This is a genomic window from Pseudomonas saudimassiliensis, assembly GCF_000939975.1.
GTDB lineage: Bacteria > Pseudomonadota > Gammaproteobacteria > Pseudomonadales > Pseudomonadaceae > Halopseudomonas > Halopseudomonas saudimassiliensis.
Genome location: NZ_LK391969.1, coordinates 1,974,682 through 1,994,345 on the forward strand (window position 1 = coordinate 1,974,682; position 19,664 = coordinate 1,994,345).

Here is a 19,664-nt window from a genome sequence, read left to right on the forward strand (position 1 = left end):
AGGCTCGCCTGTCGCCTCGCAATCCAGGATACCCCCGTGATCGAGAATCTTCGTAATATCGCCATTATTGCCCACGTTGACCACGGCAAGACGACGCTTGTAGACAAGCTGCTGCGTCTGTCCGGTACCTTGGATCGCAAGGAGCTCGAAAACGAGCGCGTCATGGACAGCAACGACCAGGAAAAGGAACGTGGTATCACCATCCTGGCGAAGAACACTGCCCTGAAATGGAAAGACTACAACATCAACATCGTCGACACCCCCGGCCACGCCGACTTTGGTGGTGAAGTCGAGCGCGTGATGAGCATGGTTGACTGCGTGCTGCTGGTAGTCGACTCCATCGACGGCCCCATGCCGCAGACCCGCTTCGTGACCCAGAAGGCCTTCCAGGCCGGCCTGAACCCCATTGTGGTCGTGAACAAGATCGACCGCCCCGGCGCGCGTCCTGATTGGGTGGTAGACCAGATCTTCGATCTGTTCGACAACCTCGGCGCCACCGACAAGCAGCTGGACTTCCCTATCGTTTACGCCAGCGCCCTGAACGGCCTGTCCGGTCTCGACCACGAGAACCTCGAAGACAACATGGACCCGCTGTTCCAGGCCATCGTCGATCACGTCCCGGCACCCTCGGTAGACGTAGACGGCCCGTTCCAGATGCAGATCTCCCAGCTGGACTACAACAGCTTCCTGGGCGTCATCGGCATCGGCCGCATCACCCGCGGCAAGGTCAAGACCAACACCCCGGTTATCGCCATCGGTGCTGACGGCAAGAAGCGTCAGGGGCGTATCCTCAAGATCATGGGGCACTCCGGCCTGCAGCGCGTTGAAGTCGAAGAAGCCCAAGCCGGCGACATCGTCTGCGTCAGCGGCATGGACGAGCTGTACATCTCCGACACCCTGTGCGACATGAACAACGTCGAAGCCCTGCCGCCGCTGACCGTTGACGAGCCGACCGTGTCCATGACCTTCCAGGTCAACGACTCGCCGTTTGCCGGCAAGGAAGGCAAGTTCGTCACCAGCCGCAACATCAAGGAGCGTCTGGAAAAGGAACTGCTGCACAACGTCGCCCTGCGCGTTGAAGAAGGCGACTCCGCGGACAAGTTCAAGGTCTCCGGCCGTGGCGAACTGCACCTGTCGGTACTCATTGAAACCATGCGCCGTGAAGGCTTCGAGCTGGCCGTAGGCCGCCCGGAAGTGGTCATCAAGGAAGTCGACGGCGAGAAGCAGGAGCCCTACGAGAATGTCATCGTCGACATCGAAGAGCAGCACCAGGGTGCGCTGATGGAACAGATGGGCCTGCGCAAGGGCGATCTGACCAACATGGCACCGGATGGCAAGGGTCGTATCCGCCTGGAATACACCATTCCGGCCCGCGGCCTGATCGGCTTCCGTAACAGCTTCCTGACCATGACCTCCGGTACCGGCATCCTGACCTCCACCTTCAGCCACTACGGGCCGATCAAAGGTGGTGACGTGGGCGGCCGCCAGAACGGCGTACTGGTCTCCATGGCTACCGGCAAGGCACTGACCTACTCGCTGGAAACCCTGCAGAGCCGCGGCAAGCTGTTCCTCGAGCCCGGCCAGGAAATCTACGAAGGCCAGCTGGCTGGTATCCACAGCCGTGACAACGACCTGGTGATCAACCCCACCAAAGGCAAGAAACTCGACAACATGCGCGCCTCCGGCAAGGATGAAGTCATCGCCCTGGTACCGCCGATCAAGTTCACCCTGGAACAGGCACTGGAATTCATCGAAGACGACGAACTGGTTGAAGTAACACCCAAGTCGATCCGTCTGCGCAAGAAGATCCTCGACGAAAACCAGCGCAAGCGCGCAGCCAAAGGCTGATCCGCTAGCCAGCTGTAAAAAGCCCCCGACGGTTAACGCCTCGGGGGCTTTTTCATGCCCGCTGGAAAGCCGCCACCGTCTGACAGTAGCCCGACGCCATGATCTGCGCTATGTTCAAAACCAAGGCAAAGGAATGCAGCCACCTCCCGCCCACCCGGCACGGACAGCCTGCATTCCCTCCGACAGCATGAAGAGTCCGGCATTGCTTGGCCAGAAAAGTGGGGCGGTAGCGTGCTTGTCACGTATGCGGGGGTAGTAATGAAATACGGAAAGACGCGGCCAAGCGAATACGAACCGTGAAGTTGCGCCTCACTAAGCCGTTGTTTGTTTGAGAGATTTTATCTGGCACGACTTCGCGGGGCCGTGTTATACCCGCAGTCATTGTTATGTGTTAGTGCCGCATGCGGTCTAATCACTGTTAGGCATAGGGAATATCACGGTGAAAGAGCTTGGCGAGTCAAATACCGATAAAAGAGTAAAGCTATACAAAGCATTTGCCGGGCTCATACCAGGAGGAAGCTTTATTGCTGAATTAGGCATAGACAAGATTCCAGAGCAAAGGCTAGATCGGGTAATCGATTTTGTTGAAAAACTAGAATCGCGTATTAAAAAGCTAGAGACAAAGTCTTTTACGTCAGATCAACAGTTTGGATATCTAGCAGAAAATTCTTTATTGGAATCCGCAAAAGCGTATAGCGCTAAACGGCGGTCATGGTTAGCCGCAATTTGTGTTCCTTTGCGTGATCCTCCTTATCTCGAGGAGTGGGAGTTAAGAATTAGCTCCGTAGCAAAGCTTGCTAGCTTGTCTGACGCAGAAGTGGATTACTTGCTCGGCTATGCTGACCCGACTCGTAGCTTTCGACTCAGACACAGGCAGGAAGATCGGCATGTTTTCATATCCGACGCAGACAATCGCAAACTTCCCAGCCAAGAGCTATTTGAAAAAACTCTTCTCAACACTGAGAAAGTTATTCATAGAGATTCACTTCTTAGGCTCGGGCTATTAAATTTTAAAGATGATGGATCATTTGAAACATATGAGCTTACCAATTCTGGCAAGTTATTTATTTACATATTAACCGGAAATATGGTCAGGTAGGTAAAAATGCCTAACAAGTTGCACCACGGCGAAAACTGGGCCGGCGCGTCTTTGTGTTACTCGCTGCGCTCAAAAATTAACACAAAGCCACGCCAACCCAGTTTCGCGTGTGCAAGGCGTTAGATCTCGGTTCGCAAGTAGCAAGTTTGAATAATGCTAAAATCAATCCTTTATAATTTTGAAATATGGTGCATTGAATATGAGTTACGAAGAGCGACATATCGCTTTAGACGACCTTCTTCTCGATCCCAATAACTTTCGTTATCAGGAGTCAGATGACTTTGTCTATGCAGATGAGGCGAGATTTGGTGAGTCTCAAGTGCAGGCTAAAGCTTATGCACGCCTGAAACAATCGGAAGGGTTGAAGGCGCTTAAGAGTTCTATCGGCTCAAACACGTACATTCCAAGTGAGCGCATAGTTGTTCGGAAGTACTCGTCTGATCCAGATAAATTCCTTGTAATTGAGGGAAACCGAAGAACGGCTGCGGCTAAATGGATCAAGGAAGATCATGCGGCTGGCGCCCCCGTTAGTGATGAAGTGTTAGCCTCCATCAGCGAATTACCCTGTGTTGTTGTAAATGCCGACCAAGATGCTCAAGTCGTACATGCATCTTTAATGGGAATTCGTCATGTCTCGGGAATTAAGCAGTGGGGCGGCTATCAACGCGCCAAACTTGTGGTAACAATGAGAGATGATCTTGAGCTTGGAGCAAACGAGGTCGCGGAAAGGCTCGGCATGTCAACCCATGAAGTGAATCGTCGATACCGGGCATTCAAAGCGCTTCACCAGTTTCAACAAGATGAAGAGTATGGAGAGCACTTTAAGCCAAGCCTTTACCCGGTATTCCACGAAGCCGTCTCCCTTAGCTCAGTAAAGGACTGGCTTGGTTGGGACGAGCAGCAAGGTCAATTCGTCAACGAGGACGAGTTGCACAAGTTTTATAGCCTTATAAGCCCCAGTCGGATAGAGGAAGGTGATGGAGAGGTCTCAGATGTACCCCCAAAGATCAATAGTTATGGCCAGGTTCGTGAGCTTCGCGTCATACTTCCCAACCCGGATGCCTTCGATAGTTTGATTAATCATCATGAGTCCTCGATTGACGAGGCAATTGCCATTGCCAAGCAGCCTGAAATGGCTAGGCACTGGATAAGAAATGTCTCTGCGGCCAAGCGAGCGCTAGAGGACATGAGTATTCGAATCATCAAAGAAATTTCGGATGGCGACATAGCAGAGTTGGAAAGCCTCAAAAACCTAATCGATGAGCGCCTCAATGACATCCAAGAGCTGAGGGATCGATAACATTGTATTTCGGCGATATACCGAAGGGACGCCCCGGGCCGCGAAAGGCAGTTGCACTTCTTGTTCGCTCGCTTGACATTGAAGCAAGACCTCGGCCCCTTCGTGACTTGCTATGTCAGGTCATCCTGAGTGAGGGGTGGGAGTCCCAGCAATCGGCAGCGGAAGAGCGTGCTGAAAGCTGGGAAGCTAATGCGCTCATGTTAATAAAAGACGCGCTAGGTAAGCCGGACCGGTTCGGCCGTCCCTCGGTTCTTGCGATCAACTCTTCCTCAGACTACCTGATCCAAGGAGCCGCCTTTGTAGAAGGGGCCGAAACCCATGAGGGAATACTGCACAAGAGCCGAAGGAAACATATCTTCCGACTACTAAGCGCTATGCGATGCCTCTCGCCCCAAGAATTCGAGGGGTTTTGTACAAGAGTGATTCAACAAATCGGTGCGGAAGCTTCTTACACGACTAAACTGAGCGGTGATGAAGGGATTGATTTCTTTGGCAAACTCAAGTTGAAAAATCATATCTTCCCGGATGACGTTGCACCTACACTTCAAAGTCAATTGAATGTATGGCTAATTGGCCAAGCGAAACATTATCGCGCAATCAAGGTTGCAACACCTGATATCAGGGAGCTTGTTGGTTCTGTGGAGCTTGCAAGACACAGCGCTTTCAGTTCAATTAAAGGGAGTCCGTACCCAGATTTAGAGATTCTTGCCTGTGATCCGGTGTTCAGGCTCTTCTTCACTACCGGGGAGATAAGCCTTGATGGGTGGCAATTGCTTGAGCGGAGCGGCGTTGTCGGAATGGATGGATTGATGCTGTCGGCTTTTCTATGTGACCGAGGAGTTTGCCAAAGTGAAGGGCATTTCTCCGAAAGCGAATTTCAGATTTGGGCAAGGTCAACGGCGTGATCTAACCAACTGTTGCAGTTCGTTCCGGGCCTTAGGCCCTCCACCGGACAGCCTTGTCGCCGCTTCGCTCTGCCAAGGCTGCCGCTGAACAACGGCGTTATGTTTTACGGAGTATGCTTTGAGAGACTTTTTGATATCCTTAATCGGCGGAGGCTTTGTTGGAGCAGGAGCTGTCGCAGTTCTGTTTAAGCTGTTTATTAAGAACCAGTTGGAGAAATCACAACGGGAATTCCAACACCACCTCGATGGCAAGAAGCTTCAGCTTGAAGCAGAACTTTCGGTCTTTGCAGAATCGAAAAAGGAACATTCGGTCAGTTACCAGCAAAAGAAGGTGTCAGCGCTTGAGCGCTGCTACTCCGCAGTCGTAAACACATCACTCCCACGGCATCAGTTTCGTAAAAAGCCCACAATCAGCCGTTTCTCAGGGACGCCGGAGGAACAAAACGCATCAAGATATTTCCATCTTTTTTCAGAGAACTTTCAAGCCTTTAGCAGAGCATTTGATTCAGTATCGAATGGGTATGCCAAGCTGGAAGATGTTGGGTTGTATATGGACTCGATTCTTGAGAAAAAAGTAACCGCGACTCTGCAAAAAATAAATGACTTCTACATGCGAAAGCACGCAGAGATGGGGCAGGCACACGAGCAAGCTACAGCACACTTTGATGGAAAATCTATCGAAAATGGAAGTATAACTTTTGATTTCGAAGCATTTCATTATTCAATGCTTCGTGAATGGAACCTTGAAACAAAATTGCTTCGTCAGGAGCTGAAAGATGAGCTACGGGCAGTGCTGCAGCCTTCTTAGCAGTATCAAACATAACCAGTGCAGGCACAGCGACGCCCACTACATTGCGCCTTCGGCTCCATTCCATGGGCGCGCATGCTGCAAGCGTTAGGTGCCTGATGAAATTAGTATCAGACTTCCTCAATGAAATGAAGCGCAATGAGTCGCGCGGACGATGCCTTCATTTCGAACGCGGAGAGCGCTGTAACGAAATAATCAGTGCCCACTCAATTCAAAAAAGCAATCAATTGGGCGAGATAACAGAAGCCGGCCATGTATACCGCATAACTGCTAATATGTCGGGCCTGCGAGATAACAATTGCCAACTTTTTCCAAAAAAGATTGGATGGAAAAAAGCATCTACATTTTCCGGCTTCTGTAAGCATCACGACAACAAGCTTTTCAATCCCATTGATAACTATCCTTTGGAACCCAATCCAGAACAAGTAGCGCTTTATGCTTATCGAAGTATGTGTCGAGAATACTTTATAAAAGAAAACGCCGCGACCACATTAAAGAATTTTATAAATAAATCATCTCTGTATGCGGAACAAAAAAAATTTCTTGAATCCTCTTTTATAGGGCACTCACTTGGCTTCCAACGCCTTCAGTATCACAAAAGATACTTCGATGCAGCGTTGCTTTCCAAGAACTATAGTGAATTCGAGTTTCTAACGCTAACGTCTAATTCACCTTGGCATCTACAACTGTCTGGAGTGCTATATCCAGACTTCGATTTTCTCGGGGGAAGCCTACAAGATCTTGGCGATTTTAAATTGCCATTAGATTTTATCACATTTTTTACTGCTCCCTTAGCTCAAGGGTGGTCATTTACTTTGTGCTGGCACGCAAGCAGTAATAGTTCATGTGTAGCACTCGCAAGGTCTTTGGGGAGTGCAGTAAATCTCGGAAAAAGCCCACAAGATGCACTGCTCAGGTTTTCATTCTCCTGTTGTGAAAACCACGCTTTTCGTATTTCTTGGTGGGATAGTTTGCCGGCTTTGGCGAAAGATGCCATCTTGAGCCGAGTGGCCTTGATGGCAGATCCAGAGGCTCCGGTACCATCAGATTACTTAGCTAACGGCTTAGAGGGCATAGCGGACTGGGAAATTGAAAACATATTCACTACGCTGACTACTAGTCCATAAACCGCATCTAACAAGTGGTTCAAACCGCTCGCTTCGCTCACTGGGACGGGCTAAAGCCCGCCCCTTAACCAAACGTTAGCTCTCAGGAGAGGCAATGAGCATTATCCAAAATGCGATCGACTCAATTCAAATTGGTGTTGAAGATTTTCAAAGTGATGACGATAGGCGCAGTGTTTCTGCTGTAAGAAACATTGCGGCTGGCATTTTATTGCTCTACAAAGAAAAACTCTGTCAGCTATCTCCGAGCGACAACAAAGAACTGCTAATTAAGCAAAACATTAGGCCTGTGCAAAATGGAAAAGGCGAAATAGTTTTTGAAGGCAAAGGCCGCAAGACGGTTGATGTTCAGTCCATAAAAGAAAGATTCAGCAGCTTAAACGTTGCAGTTGACTGGAATAGATTCGATGAAATTAACAAGCTAAGAAACGATTTAGAGCACTACTATACATCTGAATCTCCTGATGCTGTTCGTGAAATCGTAGCTAAGTCGTTTCTATTGATTCGGGATTTTTTATCAGAGCACTTAGATCAAGATCCTCAAGAAAGTCTCGGTAACGATTGCTGGGCAACGTTGCTTGAAGTGAGTGATGTTTACTCGGCAGAAGAGAAAGCTTGTAAGGCAACTATTGATGCAATCGACTGGAAATATCATTCAGTTGAGGTTGCGCTAAAGAATCTTCGTTGCAGTCAATGCCATTCTTCACTGATACAAGCACCGTATTCTGATGATGTCTACCCAACTATCAATTTACATTGCAAATCATGTGGGCATGATTTCTGTTTTGATGATGTGCTTGAACAATGTATCGATGATTCTTTGGCTGGAGAAGCAATTAGAAATACAATGGATGGTGGCGACTCTCCTTATGATGAATGTCATGAATGTGGGAAAAGTACTTTCATTCATGAAGAAGGTTGTTGTGTAGCATGCGATTATGAAATGGAATACACCAATTGTGAAATGTGCGAAGAGCCATTGGGGCTAGAAGATCAATACAATGAAGGAAAATGCAGTTACTGTCAGTATAGATGGGAAAAAATCATGGCAGAATGAGCTAACAAAGCGCTGTTGTCGGACTGGTTCTCCGCTGCGCTCCAAACCAGCCGCAAAGCGCGACGTTAAGTTTTAAAATGCTAAATCGCCATCCAGATCAAGCCGGTGCTCGGAAAGGCTTTGCTCTGATTGGCGCTCTTTTTCTCTGTTTCGGCGCTGTTATGCTTTTGTTCGATTCGGCTATTGGCGCGGCTATTGGATTTACCATTGGCAGCGTTTTGGCGATCCCGAGCTTTGTTTTTAGTCATTCAGCATTTGCCAGGTTTGAGCGAAAGCTATCCTGGTTGGCGGTGTTTGGTAGTTTTTAATGAAGCCTGACAGGCTTCAAGTACGTTCTCTTTACTCGCCGAGACGCCCTCCAACTGATGTGATTGGGCCATCTGAGCCGGGCGCTACTTACGCTCAAACCCACCCAAGGAACAAAAAGTGTATACCCCAAACCATTTCAAGGAAGACGATCACCACAAGCTCCAGCAATACATTCGGGACTACAGTCTGGGGTTGCTGGTCGTTGCTGATGATGAGGGTATCGAAGCCAACCATTTACCCTTCCATCTGAACCCTGAGGAAGGCTCTCTCGGGTATCTGCAATGCCATCTGGCTCGAAGTAACCCGGTGTGGCAACGTCTGCGGGACGGGGCTCGGGCGCTTGCTGTGTTTCAGGGGCCGAATGCCTACGTTTCGCCTTCCTGGTACCCCACCAAGGCAGAGACGGGCCGGGTGGTGCCGACGTGGAATTATCTGGCTGTCCATGCGCAGGGCACTGTTCGGGTTATCGAAGACCCGTGCTGGCTGAAGCGCCACCTCCACCAGTTAACGGACCAGCACGAGGCCGGGATGACTGTCCCCTGGTCCGTGGACGATGCGCCGGCTGATTTCACTGAGCGTTTATTGCACGCTATCGTTGGTGTTGAAATACGAATCGAAACTCTGACAGGTAAATTGAAGGCGAGCCAGAACCAGCCGGAGCGAAACCGGATGGGCGTCAAGGCGGGGCTGGAAGCAGGAGAGGGCCCTGACGCCAAGGCCATGGCTCAGTTCATTAGCTAAAACAGGCCGGAGCAGCATCACCAGGGGTTGGGTTCCAGGCTGTTATGCACCGCAGTCGCTGCGATCGCGGCCTGGCCGGTAGCGACGCAGATCTGCCGCAAGCCGTCCACTACGTCACCCGCCGCATAAAGCCCTTTCACCGATGTCTGCTGATGGCTGTCGACCACCAGCGACCCCGCTTCGTTACAGACCGCCCCCAGGGTGCAGGCCAATGAGGCCCGGCAGGTACTGCCCATGACGGGGTAAACGAGATCGAAGACCCTGCGTCCCGATCCAACCACAACCTCCACCTTGTCTTCTGCGGTCACCCGCATCGCTCTAATGTCTGCAGTCACCACTTCGATACCGAGCTGCTCGGCCCGGGCCGCCGATTCCGGTCGCACTCCCTCGCTTCCCTGGGTCAGTACCGTCACCTGGGAGGTGAAGGTACGCAAAAAAGCCGCATGCCCGATGGCATTGTTCGCCTCGCCATACACGGCGATGTTGTCCCCGTCGACCTCGTAACCATCGCAAATTGCACAGAGCCTGACGATACCCGCCGTAATAGCCTCACCCACATCGGGCATATCCGGCAGAGCATCATCAATGCCTGTGGCGAGGATCACCCGGCGCGCCAGCAGCTGTCGGTCGCCAACGGTGGCCAGAAAGTCGTCGCCATGGCTGTCCAGACCATCTACACGGCCCTGCTCCAGGACCGCACCGTAGCCCACGGCCTGCTCGCGCAGACGGGCCAGCAGATCGGGACCGGAGATACCCGGCGGAAAGCCGGGGTAGTTATGACTCTTCGGAATGTACGAAGCACGGCTGGCGCCGGCATCCAGCACCAGGCAGCGCCGGCGAAATCGCGCGAGGTAGATGGCGGCAGTGAGGCCTGCAGGTCCCCCGCCGATGATCAGGCAATCGAGGGTCGGCAAATCTGGCATGGGCGGCTCCCTGGTCAACGTTCTCAGTAGAAAATACATGCCGACAGAAGTTCGGGCGGATTGCGCCCTACATTTGCTTCGTTGAAGGAGCGCTGCTAAACAAGGTAGGGAGGCACTGGCATTTCAGTTGTTCAAAGGCGCTCGAATGCCAGCCGACATCCTGAGTACAACGAAGGGGAAGACCATGGGAATCAAAACAGGTCCGAAAAGAATTGCTGAATCGACGGGCAAGCCCGATAAACGCCAGCGTGATAATAAAGGCACCCCGGGTAATGAGTCGTCACTCAAGCCGCATAAACATAAAAAGGGCGATTAACCTGGGAACCGATCTCACCTGAGAGGCCACGAGGGGAAGCAGGCTGACAGCTGCGCCTGTTCTACCCCTCTGGTCGGTTGCTGTTAACGCTCGCCGAAAAGGATACGGCTGACCGTCCCGTGCACCACCCGCGAATGGCGGTAGTCGGTGTTCTGCATCATCCCCAGCACGATCCGGTTGTTGCTCGGGTCGACCCACATCCAGGGGCCCTGAATGCCCCACCACCAGTAGGTGCCGACCGGCAGATGTCCGGCTTTGGCGCTGTCTTCAACAACAGCCACGTTCAGTCCGAAGCGGTTGCCCGGTGCCCAGTTGGGGCCGTCGACTTCTGGCGGTAGCTGGTCGCGGGCCATTTCTTTTATCGATTCGGCGGAGAGGAGTCGCACGCCGTCCAGCTCGCCGCCATTGAGCAGCATGCGGGCGAAGCGCAGGTAGTCGTCCATGCTGGAGATCAGGCCGCTGCCGCCCTGGATCAGCTTGGGTTTGGTCAGGTGCTGGGTGTTGTCCTGCGGCTCCAACCCGTTATCGCCGGGCTTGTAGGAGACTGCCAGCCGCGGCGCCTGCTCGCTGCTGACGTGGTAGCCGGTGTCCTTCATGCCGAGCGGTTTGAAGATGTTCTCGGCGAGAAACTGGTCATAGGGCTGGCCGCTGACGACTTCGACCACCCGCGCCTGGATATCTACCGACAGGCTGTAGTTCCAGACGGTGCCGGGCTGGTTGAGCAGGGGCAGTTTGGCCAGTTTGCCGACCATGTCTGCCAGCGTCTGTTCCCGGTTGAACAGGTCGGCTTTCAGGTACAGGGTGTCGACCTGGGATTGACTGAATACGCCGTAGCTGAAGCCGGCGGTCTGGTTCATCAGCTCGCGCAGGGTGGGTTGGTGAGTGGGCGCGGCGGTTTGTGGAATGCCGTCCGGGCCGTCGGTTACGGCGACCTTGAGCTCGGCAAACTCCGGCAGGTATTTGGCCAGCGGGTCGTCCAATGACAGCTTGCCCTGTTCCTGCAGCATCAGCATGGCGACGCTGGTGACCGGCTTGGTCAGGGAGAAGATCTTGTACAGGGTGTCGTCGGCCAGCGGTACGTCACCGGCGATATTCTGATACCCGTGCTCGCTGCGGTGCAGCAACTTGCCGTCCTGCTCCACCAGTACGGCGATACCGGCGAGGCGCCCTTGGTCGACTTCGGCCTGCAGGGCCTGTTCGAGCATCTGGAAGCGCTCGGCGGGGATGGTTGATGGGGCGACTTCCGCCTGCAGGGCGGTAGTGAGCAGCAGGGAGGCGAGCGCCAGCCAGAGAGAGTACAAAGATCGAGAAGCGAGCTTGTGCATGGCAGTATTTTTTGTTGTTGATAGAGCGATGCACAATATCACTTTGCCTCATTGCGGCAAAGATGGACGCTATCGAGAGTGGCATGGCTAAGGCGCCGGTGGCATGCTGGGTCAAGATAATTGGGGGGACTTCATGTACACAGGCCATTGCCAATGCGGCGGCGTTCGCTTCCAGATCGAGGGTGAGCTGGAGCCTATTCAGATCTGCCATTGCTCCCAGTGCCGCCGGGCCCAGGGCACGCCCTTTGCGTCGAACATCCCGGTGAGCGAGAGCGCCTTCACCTTGCTCGGCGGTGTCGAGCTGCTGAAGTCCTTCGAATCATCCCCGGGCAAGCACCGGGTATTCTGCTGTCATTGCGGTTCGCCGCTGTACAGCACCAAGGACACGCTGCCTGGTGTGCTGCGTATTCGTGCCGGGTTGCTCAACGAGCCGCTGGCTACCAGGCCGGGGGCACATATCTATGTGGGCTCGAAGGCGAACTGGTGGTCGATCAATGATGATCTTCCTCAGTTCGAGACCGGGCTCCAGGCCTCAGCTGCCGGTGAAGCTCAACAGGAGTGCTCCGAATGAAGCTGTTATTGCTGGGCGCGAGCGGCCTGGTCGGCAGCCATGTGCTGCAACGGGCGCTGGCGGATGAACGGATCAGCGAAGTAGTGGCACCTTCCCGTCGCTCCTTGATGAGTCACCCGAAGCTGACCGCACCTGTGGTGGATTTCGACCAGTTACCCGCCGACGCGCCCTGGTGGCAAGCCGATGCGGTGATCTGCGCCCTGGGTACCACCATGAAGCAGGCGGGCTCCCGGGAAGCGTTCCGGCGGGTGGACCATGATTATCCGCTGGCCATCGCCAGGCTCGCTCGCCAGCAGGGTACGCCGACCTATGTGCTCAATTCGGCAACGGGTGCCGATGCGGCTTCGCGTTTTTTCTACAACAGGGTCAAGGGGGAGCTGGAGCGGGAGCTGGCTGGTTGCGGCTTTGCCTCGCTGACCTTTGTGCGCCCCGGCCTGATCAGTGGCCCGCGCCAGGAGTTCCGGGCGGGTGAGCGCGCCGCGGAATGTGTTTTGAATACGCTCGGCCCGCTGCTGCCCAGAGGCTGGCGGGTCAATCCCGCTGACAATATCGCCCGGGCATTACTGGAAGCGGCCATTGAGGCGCGGGCGGGCGTGCATATTGTCAGGTCGGCGGAGCTGGCCTGAGGCCGAGAGAGATCAGACCTTACCCGCGTTGCGTAGGAGCAGCTGCCGACTGTATTCGGTGAAATCATCCAAGTGCTGAGTGATTACAGCCACGACGATGGGCAGTTGTAGCGTCTGATAGTTATGCACAGCGATATTGCGGAAACCGACCATGTTCTGCAAAGGTTTGACCAGGGCAGGGTCAAGCCAGCCGCCACTGGCCAACAGGGCAAACACGTCGCGGGAACTCTGCGGCACCCCAAGACGCTCACGCCGGATCAGATACTGGCCCATATCCAGGGCGGCTTCGCAGGCGCGCTGGATGTTCAGGATGGCTGCATCCTGGCGCGTGTGATCGGTGGTAAAGCTATCAGCTCCCTTGTCGTACTCTTCGCGGGCGCGCGCCACGCAGCGTTCAATGGTCGCGGCCTTGTTGATCAGCACATCATCCATAAATGGTTCCTGTACGGCGAATATCGTCCAGCAGGCCCGCACGCGCCTCGTCCAGTGCAGTCTTGTCACTGAGAATGAAGCTCTCATAGAGGGAGGCATCGCTATCTCGGGCCCAGACCCGTCTGCCCGTGGTGATGATGCGATATTGCATCACGGTCGATGCCGCTCTCAAGTCGAGCAGATCGACAGGGCAGCCCGCCAGGTCTGCCAGTTGCCCTGACAGTTGCCATAGCCCCACCTCATCCGGTGGCGAATCAGCGAGGATAGCCAGGTCGAGATCACTCTCAGGCCCGGCGTCGCCGCTGGCCTGGCTGCCGAACAGGTAGAGCGCCGACAGGCTGGGAATCGCCTCGCGTGTGGCTTCAAGAATGGCTTCTAGGTTCATATCCGCTCCTTGCAGCCAATTCTGGTCGCCTGCGCAAAACAATGCAAACCGGCCAAGCTGCAGTCTCGGGTATCGTCATGGCCTACGCAGGTTGATATCCACCAGATTTGCCGGTTTGACCGGCTGCTTTTCCGACAGGTACTTCCAATAGCGCTTGGGTAATTGTCGCAGGTGGTGCTTTTCGTTATGGCGCGCCTTGATGTTCACCGAGTCGAAGTACACCTTCCATAGTCCCTGGAAGGCCTGTTCCTGCTCGTCCAGCGCGGCGTCATCCAGTTGCAGGCGGGTGGGGTCGATAATGCCGTCGAGGGAGTCAATCAGGTGTACCGACTGGCCGTCGTAGGCGATACCGTACTGGCGGCGCACATCGAAGATGCGCCACTGCATATCGGCGAAGCGGCGGACGAAGTGGTCATCCAGCAGCGGCAGCACATCGAAGTCCGGATCGATCAGGGCGTAGTACGCGCCATCGCGGGCTTTCTGAAAGCGGATAAAGGCGTGCATGCGATGAATCTCGCGGCCCATCATCTTGCGGATCTGGGCCGCGCGTAACACGTCCGCGTCGGCGTAGTTGGCCAGAAATTCCGGATTTCTCACGCGCATGAGCTTGCGGATCAGGCGATAGACCAGCAGGTTGGCATCAATGAACTCGGACAGGAAGATCATCAGGCACAGGCGGCCTGCCTGGCCGTCACTGGCCGCATCCAGCCCCGTGAGCACGCGCAGGGCGATGGCGTCGTCGGTGGGCACAGTGATGAGTTCGTCGAACAGGTTGGTCTGATAGGTGGCGGCATCCACGATAGCCGTAGGGGCAGGGGTACGGTAGGAGGCAAAAACCGCGCACAGCAGCCCTTCGAAGCTGCCATCGGTAACGTAAATGGCCATGGTTAACCGAAGAGCCCCAGTTGCGGCGATTGCAGGGTCCGGCTTGCCGGTGCAATCAGCTGTTCGCGCAGGCGAGCGGTGTCCCAGTCCTGCGGTGCGACCAGTCCGGGACAGATGATGAAAAACCGTGCCCGCTTGGCGGCGACGCCAAAGGTCCTCAGGTTGTCCCAGGTGATGCGCTGGAAACGCCGGGCGGTGACGATCTTTTTCGCCGACTTCACCCCAATGCCGGGCACGCGCAGGATCATTTCGTAGTCGGCCCTGTTGATATCGACGGGGAAGGACTGCGGGTTGCGCAGGGCGTAGCCCAGCTTCGGGTCCACCTCCAGATCCAGGTTGGGCGTCTCGGGGGTGACGATCTCATCCAGGGAAAATTTGTAGAAGCGCAGCAGCCAGTCCGCCTGGTAGACGCGGTTTTCCCGCAGCAATGGGGGAGCGCTGAGGTTGGGTACGCGGTCATCCGTGGCGATGGGAACATAACCCGAGTAATAGACGCGCTTGAGCTTCTGCTCCTTGTAGAGCCCGTCGGCCAGGTTGAGGATCTGCCAGTCGCTTTCCGGCGAGGCGCCAACGATCAGCTGGGTGCTCTGGCCGGCGGGCATGAACTTCGGGGCGCTGCGAATCGTCTTGCGTTCATCGGCCAGGCGGGTGTGTTCGTCGGTGAGGTAATTCATGGGCGTGATGATGTCGCGGTAGTTCTTTTCCGGCGCGACTTTCTGCAGGCTCCGCTCGGAGGGCAGCTCGATATTCACACTCAGGCGGTCGGCATAGAGCCCGGCCTCATGGAGCAACTCGGCGCTGGCCCCGGGGATGGCCTTGATATGGATATAGCCGTTGAAGTTGTGCTCGGTGCGCAGCGCCTTGGCGACGCCCACCAGCTTTTCCATGGTCGCATCGGCGCTCTTGAAGATGCCCGAGCTGAGAAACAGCCCTTCGATGAAGTTGCGCCGGTAGAAATTCAGCGTCAGCGCGACGACTTCCTGCACGGTGAAGCTGGCGCGCTGCACGTCGTTACTGCGCCGGGTCACGCAGTAGGCGCAGTCGTACATGCAGACGTTGGAAAACAGGATCTTCAGCAACGAGACGCAGCGCCCATCTTCGGTATAGCTGTGACAGATGCCGTTGCCGTCGGAGTTGCCGATGCCCTTGTTCTTGTTCGCCCGCTTGCTGCCGCTCGATGAGCAGGACGCGTCGTATTTGGCCGCGTCGGCAAGGATGGAGAGTTTTTCGAGGACAGATGCCATGGTTCACCTATGCTGTATGGGTATACAGTATAGCGGTGTCCCAGTGCTCTTCAATATAGGGCGACGATAAGCGCGCGGAATCGGACCGGCTGCATGGGGAAGAAAACAACCAAGCCGTTGCTGAATCTGGTCGCAAGGCGGCGGAGGCGGCACCGTATGGCGGCCTGAGCCTGTTCTTTCCTGCGGCGATATAGCATAGTTCGCGGTCGGATCAATTTTGTCGCGAGGCATCAAGGACATGTATTACCGTCAGAAGCGTGAACCAAGCTGGAAGCACGCCCCCCGTCGCGGGAGGCAGGCATGAATCTCGGAGCCCTGTTGTGGTTGATGGCGCTGCAGGTAGCCGGCGCGGTAATCAGTCATTTTCTGGTGCCGGCGCTGCCGGGGCCGATCATTGGCATGGTGCTGCTGGTGCTGGGTCTGGTGGTGCTGGGCGAGGTGCCCGAGCCGCTGCAGCGAACCGCATCCGCGCTGCTGGGCTACCTGCCGCTGCTGCTGGTAGTGCCGGCCTCAGGCATCATGCTCAGCCATGACCGGCTGTTGGCGGACTGGTTGCCGATTGCGCTGGCGCTGGTCGGCTCGCTGCTGGTGGCGGTGCCTTTCTGTGGCTGGCTGTTGCAGTGGTTGATTCGCCGCCAGGAGAGCCGCCAATGATCGCGCTGCTGGTAAGTATCTCGGTGTTCGCACCCATGCTGACGATCGCGGCCTACCAGGTGTCGCTGGTGATACAGCGCCGCACCGGTTCGCTGTTGCTGCAGCCGGTCATTGTGACGCTGATGCTGGTGATCGCCATGCTGCTGCTGCTGGATATCGATTACCTGGTCTATCGCGAAGCCGCGGAGCCGATCGCCCTGCTGCTGGGCCCGGCGACGGTGGCCCTGGCGGTGCCGCTGTATCAACAACGCCAGCGTATCCGCATGCTGTTATGGCCGATTCTCATTACCCTGCTGGTGGGCGGGGTGCTGATCGTGGTCCTGACTCTGCTGCTCGGCTGGCTGCTGGGCGCACCCTTTGTCACCCTGATGTCGCTGGCGCCCAAGTCGGTCACCATGCCGATTGCCATGCTGCTATCCGAGCAGGCCGGCGGCGATGCGGCGATGACAGCGGCCCTGGTCATGCTCACCGGGGTAATCGGGACGGTAATGGCGCCACCGCTGCTGCGGCTGGCACGGGTTGATTCACCCGCCGCGCGGGGGCTGACCCTGGGCATGAATGCCCATGCCATCGGCACCGCCCATGCGTTGCGTGAGGGGGGGGAGTGTGCCGCCTTTGCGGCCCTGGGGATGAGTCTGCTGGGGTTGGCAACAGCGCTGCTGCTGCCCTGGTTCCTGGGTTGAACGCAGGGGCCTGCATTGCGCAGGCCCCTGTTGGTTGGCTCAGGACTCGCCCATGCCCGGTACCGGCTCGGCCGCGCCGTTGGCCCGGACCTTCTCCTCGATGCGCCGTCCCACGTCCGCATCGATATTGCGCCAGTACTCGAAGGCGCGCTCCAGCACGGGGCTGCGCACGCCACCGAGCAGGCTGCCGGCTACCTGGTCGATCAGCCTGACGCGCTGCTCCTCGGTGAACACCTCGCGTACCAGGGTACCGGCCTGGCCGAAGTCGTCATCCTCGGCGTGCAAGGTATAGGCGCTGCGCACCATATCGCCGTCAGCCGCCCAGCCATCCTCCATCGTGCCGGTATTGTCGGCCCAGCTACGGTCAGCGCTGTTGGGCGCGTAGACCGGCGCGTTGCCGCTATGCTCAAAGGCCATCTGGCCATCGAACATGTAGGTGTTGACCGGCACCTTGGGCTGGTTCACCGGCAACTGGTGGAAGTTGGTGCCGATGCGATTGCGCTGCGCATCGTTGTAGGCAAAGGCGCGGCCCAGCAGCATCTTGTCCGGCGACAGGCCGATGCCCGGTACCGTGTTGCCCGGGGAGAAGGCTGCCTGCTCGATTTGGGCGAAGAAGTTCTCCGGGTTGCGGAGCAGTGTCATCTTGCCCACCTTGATCAGCGGGTAGTCCTTGTGCGACCAGATCTTGGTCAGGTCGAAGGGGTTGAAGCGGTAGGTGGCGGCGTCGGCATAGGGCATGACCTGGACCGACATTACCCAGCTCGGGTAGTCGCCCCGGGCAATGGCTTCGAACAGGTCGCGCCGGTGGAAGTCCGCATCGATACCGGCCATCTCGGCGGCCTGGGCGTTGTTGAAGAACTCCATGCCCTGCTCGGTATGGAAGTGGTACTTGACCCAGAAGCGCTCGCCGGCGGCGTTGACCCACATGAAGGTGTGGGAGCCGTAGCCATTCATGTGGCGCCAGGTACGCGGCAGGCCACGGTCACCCATCAGGTAGGTGACCTGGTGGGCGGATTCCGGGTTGTTGGTCCAGAAATCCCACTGCATGTGGTTGTCCCGCAGGCCGGAGTCGGGCAGGCGCTTCTGGCTGCGGATGAAGTGCGGAAACTTCATCGGGTCGCGCACGAAGAAGATCGGCGTATTGTTGCCGACCAGGTCGTAGTTGCCTTCGCTGGTGTAGAACTTCAGGGAGAAGCCGCGCACGTCGCGCCAGGTATCAGGGCTGCCCATTTCACCGGCCACGGTGGAGAAGCGCGCCAGCATTTCGGTCTGGGCGCCGGGCTGGAAGAGGGCAGCCTTGGTGTAGGCGGATACATCCTCGGTGGTCTCGAACACACCGAAGGCGCCGGCGCCCTTGGCGTGGGGCTGGCGCTCCGGGACCTTCTCGCGGTTGAAATGCGCCATCTGCTCAAGAAAGTGCACATCATGCAGCACGATCGGGCCATTGGCGCCAATGGTCAGGGAGTTGCGATCACTCGGCGCGGGGGCGCCGGTGCTCATGGTCGAGCCGGTAGGCTTGTTGTTGCTGGAATCATTCACGGACGTTCTCCTGTCAGACATCTGGCGAAGCGCTCTGCCGCTTGGCTTCCTGCCTACTGTAGACCATTAAGCCCGTGAACGAGTGAGGTTGTTTGCCGCGCTAACCGAAGCGGCAGGCGCCTTGCGGCGCCGCAGCAGTGCCCTGGCTCAGTCCTTCCAGCGCCCCGGGGCGTAGGAGAACACCGGCAAGGCCAAGGACCAGCGAATCGCCGCCAGGCGCACAGCCAGCCCGAAGCTGAAGGAGGCCAGCAGGTTGACGTCGTGGTTGATACCCCAGTGGCGCAGGGTCAGGTAGAGGATCGCCACCACCAGCGATACGCTGGCATACAACTCCTTGCGCAGCACCATGGGGGTGCGGTTGCACAGCAGGTCGCGCAGGATGCCGCCGAAGATCCCGGTGGTGATACCCGCCATGATCACGACCGGCGTCGGGTAGTCGAGGCGCAGGGCGACGTTGCAGCCGATCACGGTAAAGGCAATCAACCCCATCGCATCGAGAATCAGGAACAGGCTGTGCAGCCGATGCATGAAGCGGGCAACCAGCATGGTCAGCAGGCCGGCGGAGATGGTCAGGTAGATATACATCGGGTGCTGGGTCCAGGTTACTGGATAGTTACCCAGCAGCATGTCCCGTACCGTTCCGCCACCCAGGGCCGTGATGAAGGCGATGAAGGCGACACCGAACATGTCCATGTTGCGCCGGCCCGCGGCAAGGGCGCCGGACATGGCTTCGGCGGTGATGGCGATCAGATAAATGTAGAGAAGCACACGAACTCCTGCAAGCTGTGGCGCCTCTCCCCCTGTCCTTTTACCTGAGAGTTTACGCAGTCGGTGGACTGCTTGCCCCTTCGGTGGGTTGCCTGGCAACCTCTCTCCAGCTGGCGGTGTGG

The 19,664-nt window shown here is 56.3% G+C and carries 22 protein-coding genes and 1 riboswitch; of the genes, 13 read left to right on the top strand and 9 right to left on the bottom strand.

Going from position 1 to position 19,664, the window contains the following annotated elements:
• Positions 1 to 36: 36 nt before the first annotated feature.
• The 7 genes from typA to VG99_RS16095 all read left to right on the top strand — a co-directional run bounded on the left by typA (position 37) and on the right by VG99_RS16095 (position 8,141).
• Positions 37 to 1,848, top strand: coding sequence for a translational GTPase TypA (typA, locus tag VG99_RS09120; protein ID WP_044499475.1), 1,812 nt, complete (start codon positions 37 to 39; stop codon positions 1,846 to 1,848).
• 439 nt (positions 1,849 to 2,287) lie between these two features.
• A complete protein-coding gene (locus VG99_RS16080; protein ID WP_158023902.1) occupies positions 2,288 to 2,947 on the top strand; it encodes a hypothetical protein in 660 nt (219 codons plus the stop codon).
• Positions 2,948 to 3,146: 199 nt separating this feature from the next.
• Positions 3,147 to 4,247 (top strand): sigma-70 family RNA polymerase sigma factor family protein, encoded by a 1,101-nt coding sequence (locus VG99_RS09125; RefSeq protein ID WP_044499476.1) that lies wholly within the window; start codon positions 3,147 to 3,149, stop codon positions 4,245 to 4,247.
• Between the two features lie 374 nt (positions 4,248 to 4,621).
• Positions 4,622 to 5,152: a restriction endonuclease gene (locus VG99_RS16085; protein ID WP_275425482.1), complete on the top strand. Its 531-nt coding sequence runs from the start codon at positions 4,622 to 4,624 to the stop codon at positions 5,150 to 5,152.
• 118 nt (positions 5,153 to 5,270) lie between these two features.
• Entirely contained in the window at positions 5,271 to 5,960 is a 690-nt protein-coding gene (locus VG99_RS09135; protein WP_044499478.1) for a hypothetical protein, read from the top strand.
• Between the two features lie 98 nt (positions 5,961 to 6,058).
• Positions 6,059 to 7,087 carry a hypothetical protein gene (locus tag VG99_RS16090; protein ID WP_158023904.1) on the top strand — a complete coding sequence of 343 codons (1,029 nt, stop codon included), beginning with the start codon at positions 6,059 to 6,061 and terminating at the stop codon, positions 7,085 to 7,087.
• 94 nt (positions 7,088 to 7,181) lie between these two features.
• Positions 7,182 to 8,141 carry a hypothetical protein gene (locus tag VG99_RS16095; RefSeq protein WP_076939742.1) on the top strand — a complete coding sequence of 320 codons (960 nt, stop codon included), beginning with the start codon at positions 7,182 to 7,184 and terminating at the stop codon, positions 8,139 to 8,141.
• 80 nt (positions 8,142 to 8,221) lie between these two features.
• Here VG99_RS16095 and VG99_RS16100 read toward each other — a convergent pair whose 3' ends face one another.
• On the bottom strand, positions 8,222 to 8,389 hold the full coding sequence (locus VG99_RS16100; RefSeq protein WP_158023905.1) for a hypothetical protein: 168 nt from the start codon (positions 8,387 to 8,389) through the stop codon (positions 8,222 to 8,224).
• 178 nt (positions 8,390 to 8,567) lie between these two features.
• Between VG99_RS16100 and VG99_RS09145 the strand changes: the two genes are divergently transcribed.
• Complete coding sequence (locus VG99_RS09145; RefSeq protein WP_044499482.1) at positions 8,568 to 9,191, top strand: FMN-binding negative transcriptional regulator; 624 nt, start codon at positions 8,568 to 8,570, stop codon at positions 9,189 to 9,191.
• 17 nt (positions 9,192 to 9,208) lie between these two features.
• Here VG99_RS09145 and VG99_RS09150 read toward each other — a convergent pair whose 3' ends face one another.
• Positions 9,209 to 10,114 (bottom strand): NAD(P)/FAD-dependent oxidoreductase, encoded by a 906-nt coding sequence (locus tag VG99_RS09150; protein ID WP_044499484.1) that lies wholly within the window; start codon positions 10,112 to 10,114, stop codon positions 9,209 to 9,211.
• Between the two features lie 145 nt (positions 10,115 to 10,259).
• On the opposite strand from VG99_RS09150, the gene VG99_RS16210 reads away from it, so the two are divergent.
• Positions 10,260 to 10,430: a hypothetical protein gene (locus VG99_RS16210; protein WP_158023906.1), complete on the top strand. Its 171-nt coding sequence runs from the start codon at positions 10,260 to 10,262 to the stop codon at positions 10,428 to 10,430.
• Positions 10,431 to 10,513: 83 nt separating this feature from the next.
• Here VG99_RS16210 and VG99_RS09155 read toward each other — a convergent pair whose 3' ends face one another.
• Complete coding sequence (locus VG99_RS09155; protein WP_082050021.1) at positions 10,514 to 11,755, bottom strand: serine hydrolase domain-containing protein; 1,242 nt, start codon at positions 11,753 to 11,755, stop codon at positions 10,514 to 10,516.
• Between the two features lie 133 nt (positions 11,756 to 11,888).
• Between VG99_RS09155 and VG99_RS09160 the strand changes: the two genes are divergently transcribed.
• A complete protein-coding gene (locus VG99_RS09160) occupies positions 11,889 to 12,326 on the top strand; it encodes a GFA family protein (protein ID WP_082050095.1) in 438 nt (145 codons plus the stop codon).
• Positions 12,323 to 12,952 carry an NAD-dependent epimerase/dehydratase family protein gene (locus VG99_RS09165; RefSeq protein ID WP_044499486.1) on the top strand — a complete coding sequence of 210 codons (630 nt, stop codon included), beginning with the start codon at positions 12,323 to 12,325 and terminating at the stop codon, positions 12,950 to 12,952. The genes VG99_RS09160 and VG99_RS09165 overlap by 4 nt, the downstream gene beginning before the upstream one ends.
• Positions 12,953 to 12,964: 12 nt before the next feature.
• Here the strand turns inward: VG99_RS09165 and hepT are convergent, their stop codons facing one another.
• The 4 genes from hepT to VG99_RS09185 form a co-directional block, all read right to left on the bottom strand.
• A complete protein-coding gene (gene hepT / locus VG99_RS09170; RefSeq protein WP_044499487.1) occupies positions 12,965 to 13,384 on the bottom strand; it encodes a type VII toxin-antitoxin system HepT family RNase toxin in 420 nt (139 codons plus the stop codon).
• Positions 13,377 to 13,769, bottom strand: coding sequence for a type VII toxin-antitoxin system MntA family adenylyltransferase antitoxin (mntA, locus tag VG99_RS09175; protein ID WP_044499488.1), 393 nt, complete (start codon positions 13,767 to 13,769; stop codon positions 13,377 to 13,379). The genes hepT and mntA overlap by 8 nt, the downstream gene beginning before the upstream one ends.
• Before the next feature lie 75 nt (positions 13,770 to 13,844).
• On the bottom strand, positions 13,845 to 14,654 hold the full coding sequence (locus VG99_RS09180; RefSeq protein WP_044499489.1) for a TIGR03915 family putative DNA repair protein: 810 nt from the start codon (positions 14,652 to 14,654) through the stop codon (positions 13,845 to 13,847).
• Between the two features lie 2 nt (positions 14,655 to 14,656).
• Positions 14,657 to 15,898, bottom strand: a complete 1,242-nt coding sequence (locus tag VG99_RS09185; protein ID WP_044499491.1) for a putative DNA modification/repair radical SAM protein — start codon at positions 15,896 to 15,898, stop codon at positions 14,657 to 14,659.
• 300 nt (positions 15,899 to 16,198) lie between these two features.
• On the opposite strand from VG99_RS09185, the gene VG99_RS09190 reads away from it, so the two are divergent.
• Together VG99_RS09190 and VG99_RS09195 are read left to right on the top strand one after the other, a co-directional pair.
• Entirely contained in the window at positions 16,199 to 16,552 is a 354-nt protein-coding gene (locus VG99_RS09190) for a CidA/LrgA family protein (RefSeq protein WP_044499493.1), read from the top strand.
• Positions 16,549 to 17,235: an LrgB family protein gene (locus tag VG99_RS09195; protein ID WP_044499494.1), complete on the top strand. Its 687-nt coding sequence runs from the start codon at positions 16,549 to 16,551 to the stop codon at positions 17,233 to 17,235. Before VG99_RS09190 ends, VG99_RS09195 begins: the two co-directional genes overlap by 4 nt.
• A gap of 39 nt (positions 17,236 to 17,274) precedes the next feature.
• Here VG99_RS09195 and VG99_RS09200 read toward each other — a convergent pair whose 3' ends face one another.
• Together VG99_RS09200 and VG99_RS09205 are read right to left on the bottom strand one after the other, a co-directional pair.
• Positions 17,275 to 18,735 carry a catalase gene (locus VG99_RS09200; RefSeq protein WP_420848294.1) on the bottom strand — a complete coding sequence of 487 codons (1,461 nt, stop codon included), beginning with the start codon at positions 18,733 to 18,735 and terminating at the stop codon, positions 17,275 to 17,277.
• A gap of 186 nt (positions 18,736 to 18,921) precedes the next feature.
• A complete protein-coding gene (locus VG99_RS09205) occupies positions 18,922 to 19,542 on the bottom strand; it encodes a trimeric intracellular cation channel family protein (protein WP_044499498.1) in 621 nt (206 codons plus the stop codon).
• Positions 19,543 to 19,564: 22 nt separating this feature from the next.
• A riboswitch (glycine riboswitch) is annotated at positions 19,565 to 19,662 on the bottom strand.
• Positions 19,663 to 19,664: the final 2 nt, after the last annotated feature.

Coding starts and splice junctions, on each gene's coding strand:
- VG99_RS09125 (WP_044499476.1), top strand. CDS start 3,147: ATGAGTTACGAAGAGCGACATATCGCTTTAGACGACCTTCTTCTCGAT.
- VG99_RS16085 (WP_275425482.1), top strand. CDS start 4,622: ATGCGATGCCTCTCGCCCCAAGAATTCGAGGGGTTTTGTACAAGAGTG.
- VG99_RS16090 (WP_158023904.1), top strand. CDS start 6,059: ATGAAATTAGTATCAGACTTCCTCAATGAAATGAAGCGCAATGAGTCG.
- VG99_RS16095 (WP_076939742.1), top strand. CDS start 7,182: ATGAGCATTATCCAAAATGCGATCGACTCAATTCAAATTGGTGTTGAA.
- VG99_RS16100 (WP_158023905.1), bottom strand. CDS start 8,389: ATGACTAAAAACAAAGCTCGGGATCGCCAAAACGCTGCCAATGGTAAA.
- VG99_RS09150 (WP_044499484.1), bottom strand. CDS start 10,114: ATGCCAGATTTGCCGACCCTCGATTGCCTGATCATCGGCGGGGGACCT.
- VG99_RS16210 (WP_158023906.1), top strand. CDS start 10,260: ATGCCAGCCGACATCCTGAGTACAACGAAGGGGAAGACCATGGGAATC.
- VG99_RS09155 (WP_082050021.1), bottom strand. CDS start 11,755: ATGCACAAGCTCGCTTCTCGATCTTTGTACTCTCTCTGGCTGGCGCTC.
- VG99_RS09160 (WP_082050095.1), top strand. CDS start 11,889: ATGTACACAGGCCATTGCCAATGCGGCGGCGTTCGCTTCCAGATCGAG.
- VG99_RS09165 (WP_044499486.1), top strand. CDS start 12,323: ATGAAGCTGTTATTGCTGGGCGCGAGCGGCCTGGTCGGCAGCCATGTG.
- hepT (WP_044499487.1), bottom strand. CDS start 13,384: ATGGATGATGTGCTGATCAACAAGGCCGCGACCATTGAACGCTGCGTG.
- mntA (WP_044499488.1), bottom strand. CDS start 13,769: ATGAACCTAGAAGCCATTCTTGAAGCCACACGCGAGGCGATTCCCAGC.
- VG99_RS09180 (WP_044499489.1), bottom strand. CDS start 14,654: ATGGCCATTTACGTTACCGATGGCAGCTTCGAAGGGCTGCTGTGCGCG.
- VG99_RS09185 (WP_044499491.1), bottom strand. CDS start 15,898: ATGGCATCTGTCCTCGAAAAACTCTCCATCCTTGCCGACGCGGCCAAA.
- VG99_RS09190 (WP_044499493.1), top strand. CDS start 16,199: ATGAATCTCGGAGCCCTGTTGTGGTTGATGGCGCTGCAGGTAGCCGGC.
- VG99_RS09195 (WP_044499494.1), top strand. CDS start 16,549: ATGATCGCGCTGCTGGTAAGTATCTCGGTGTTCGCACCCATGCTGACG.
- VG99_RS09200 (WP_420848294.1), bottom strand. CDS start 18,735: ATGAGCACCGGCGCCCCCGCGCCGAGTGATCGCAACTCCCTGACCATT.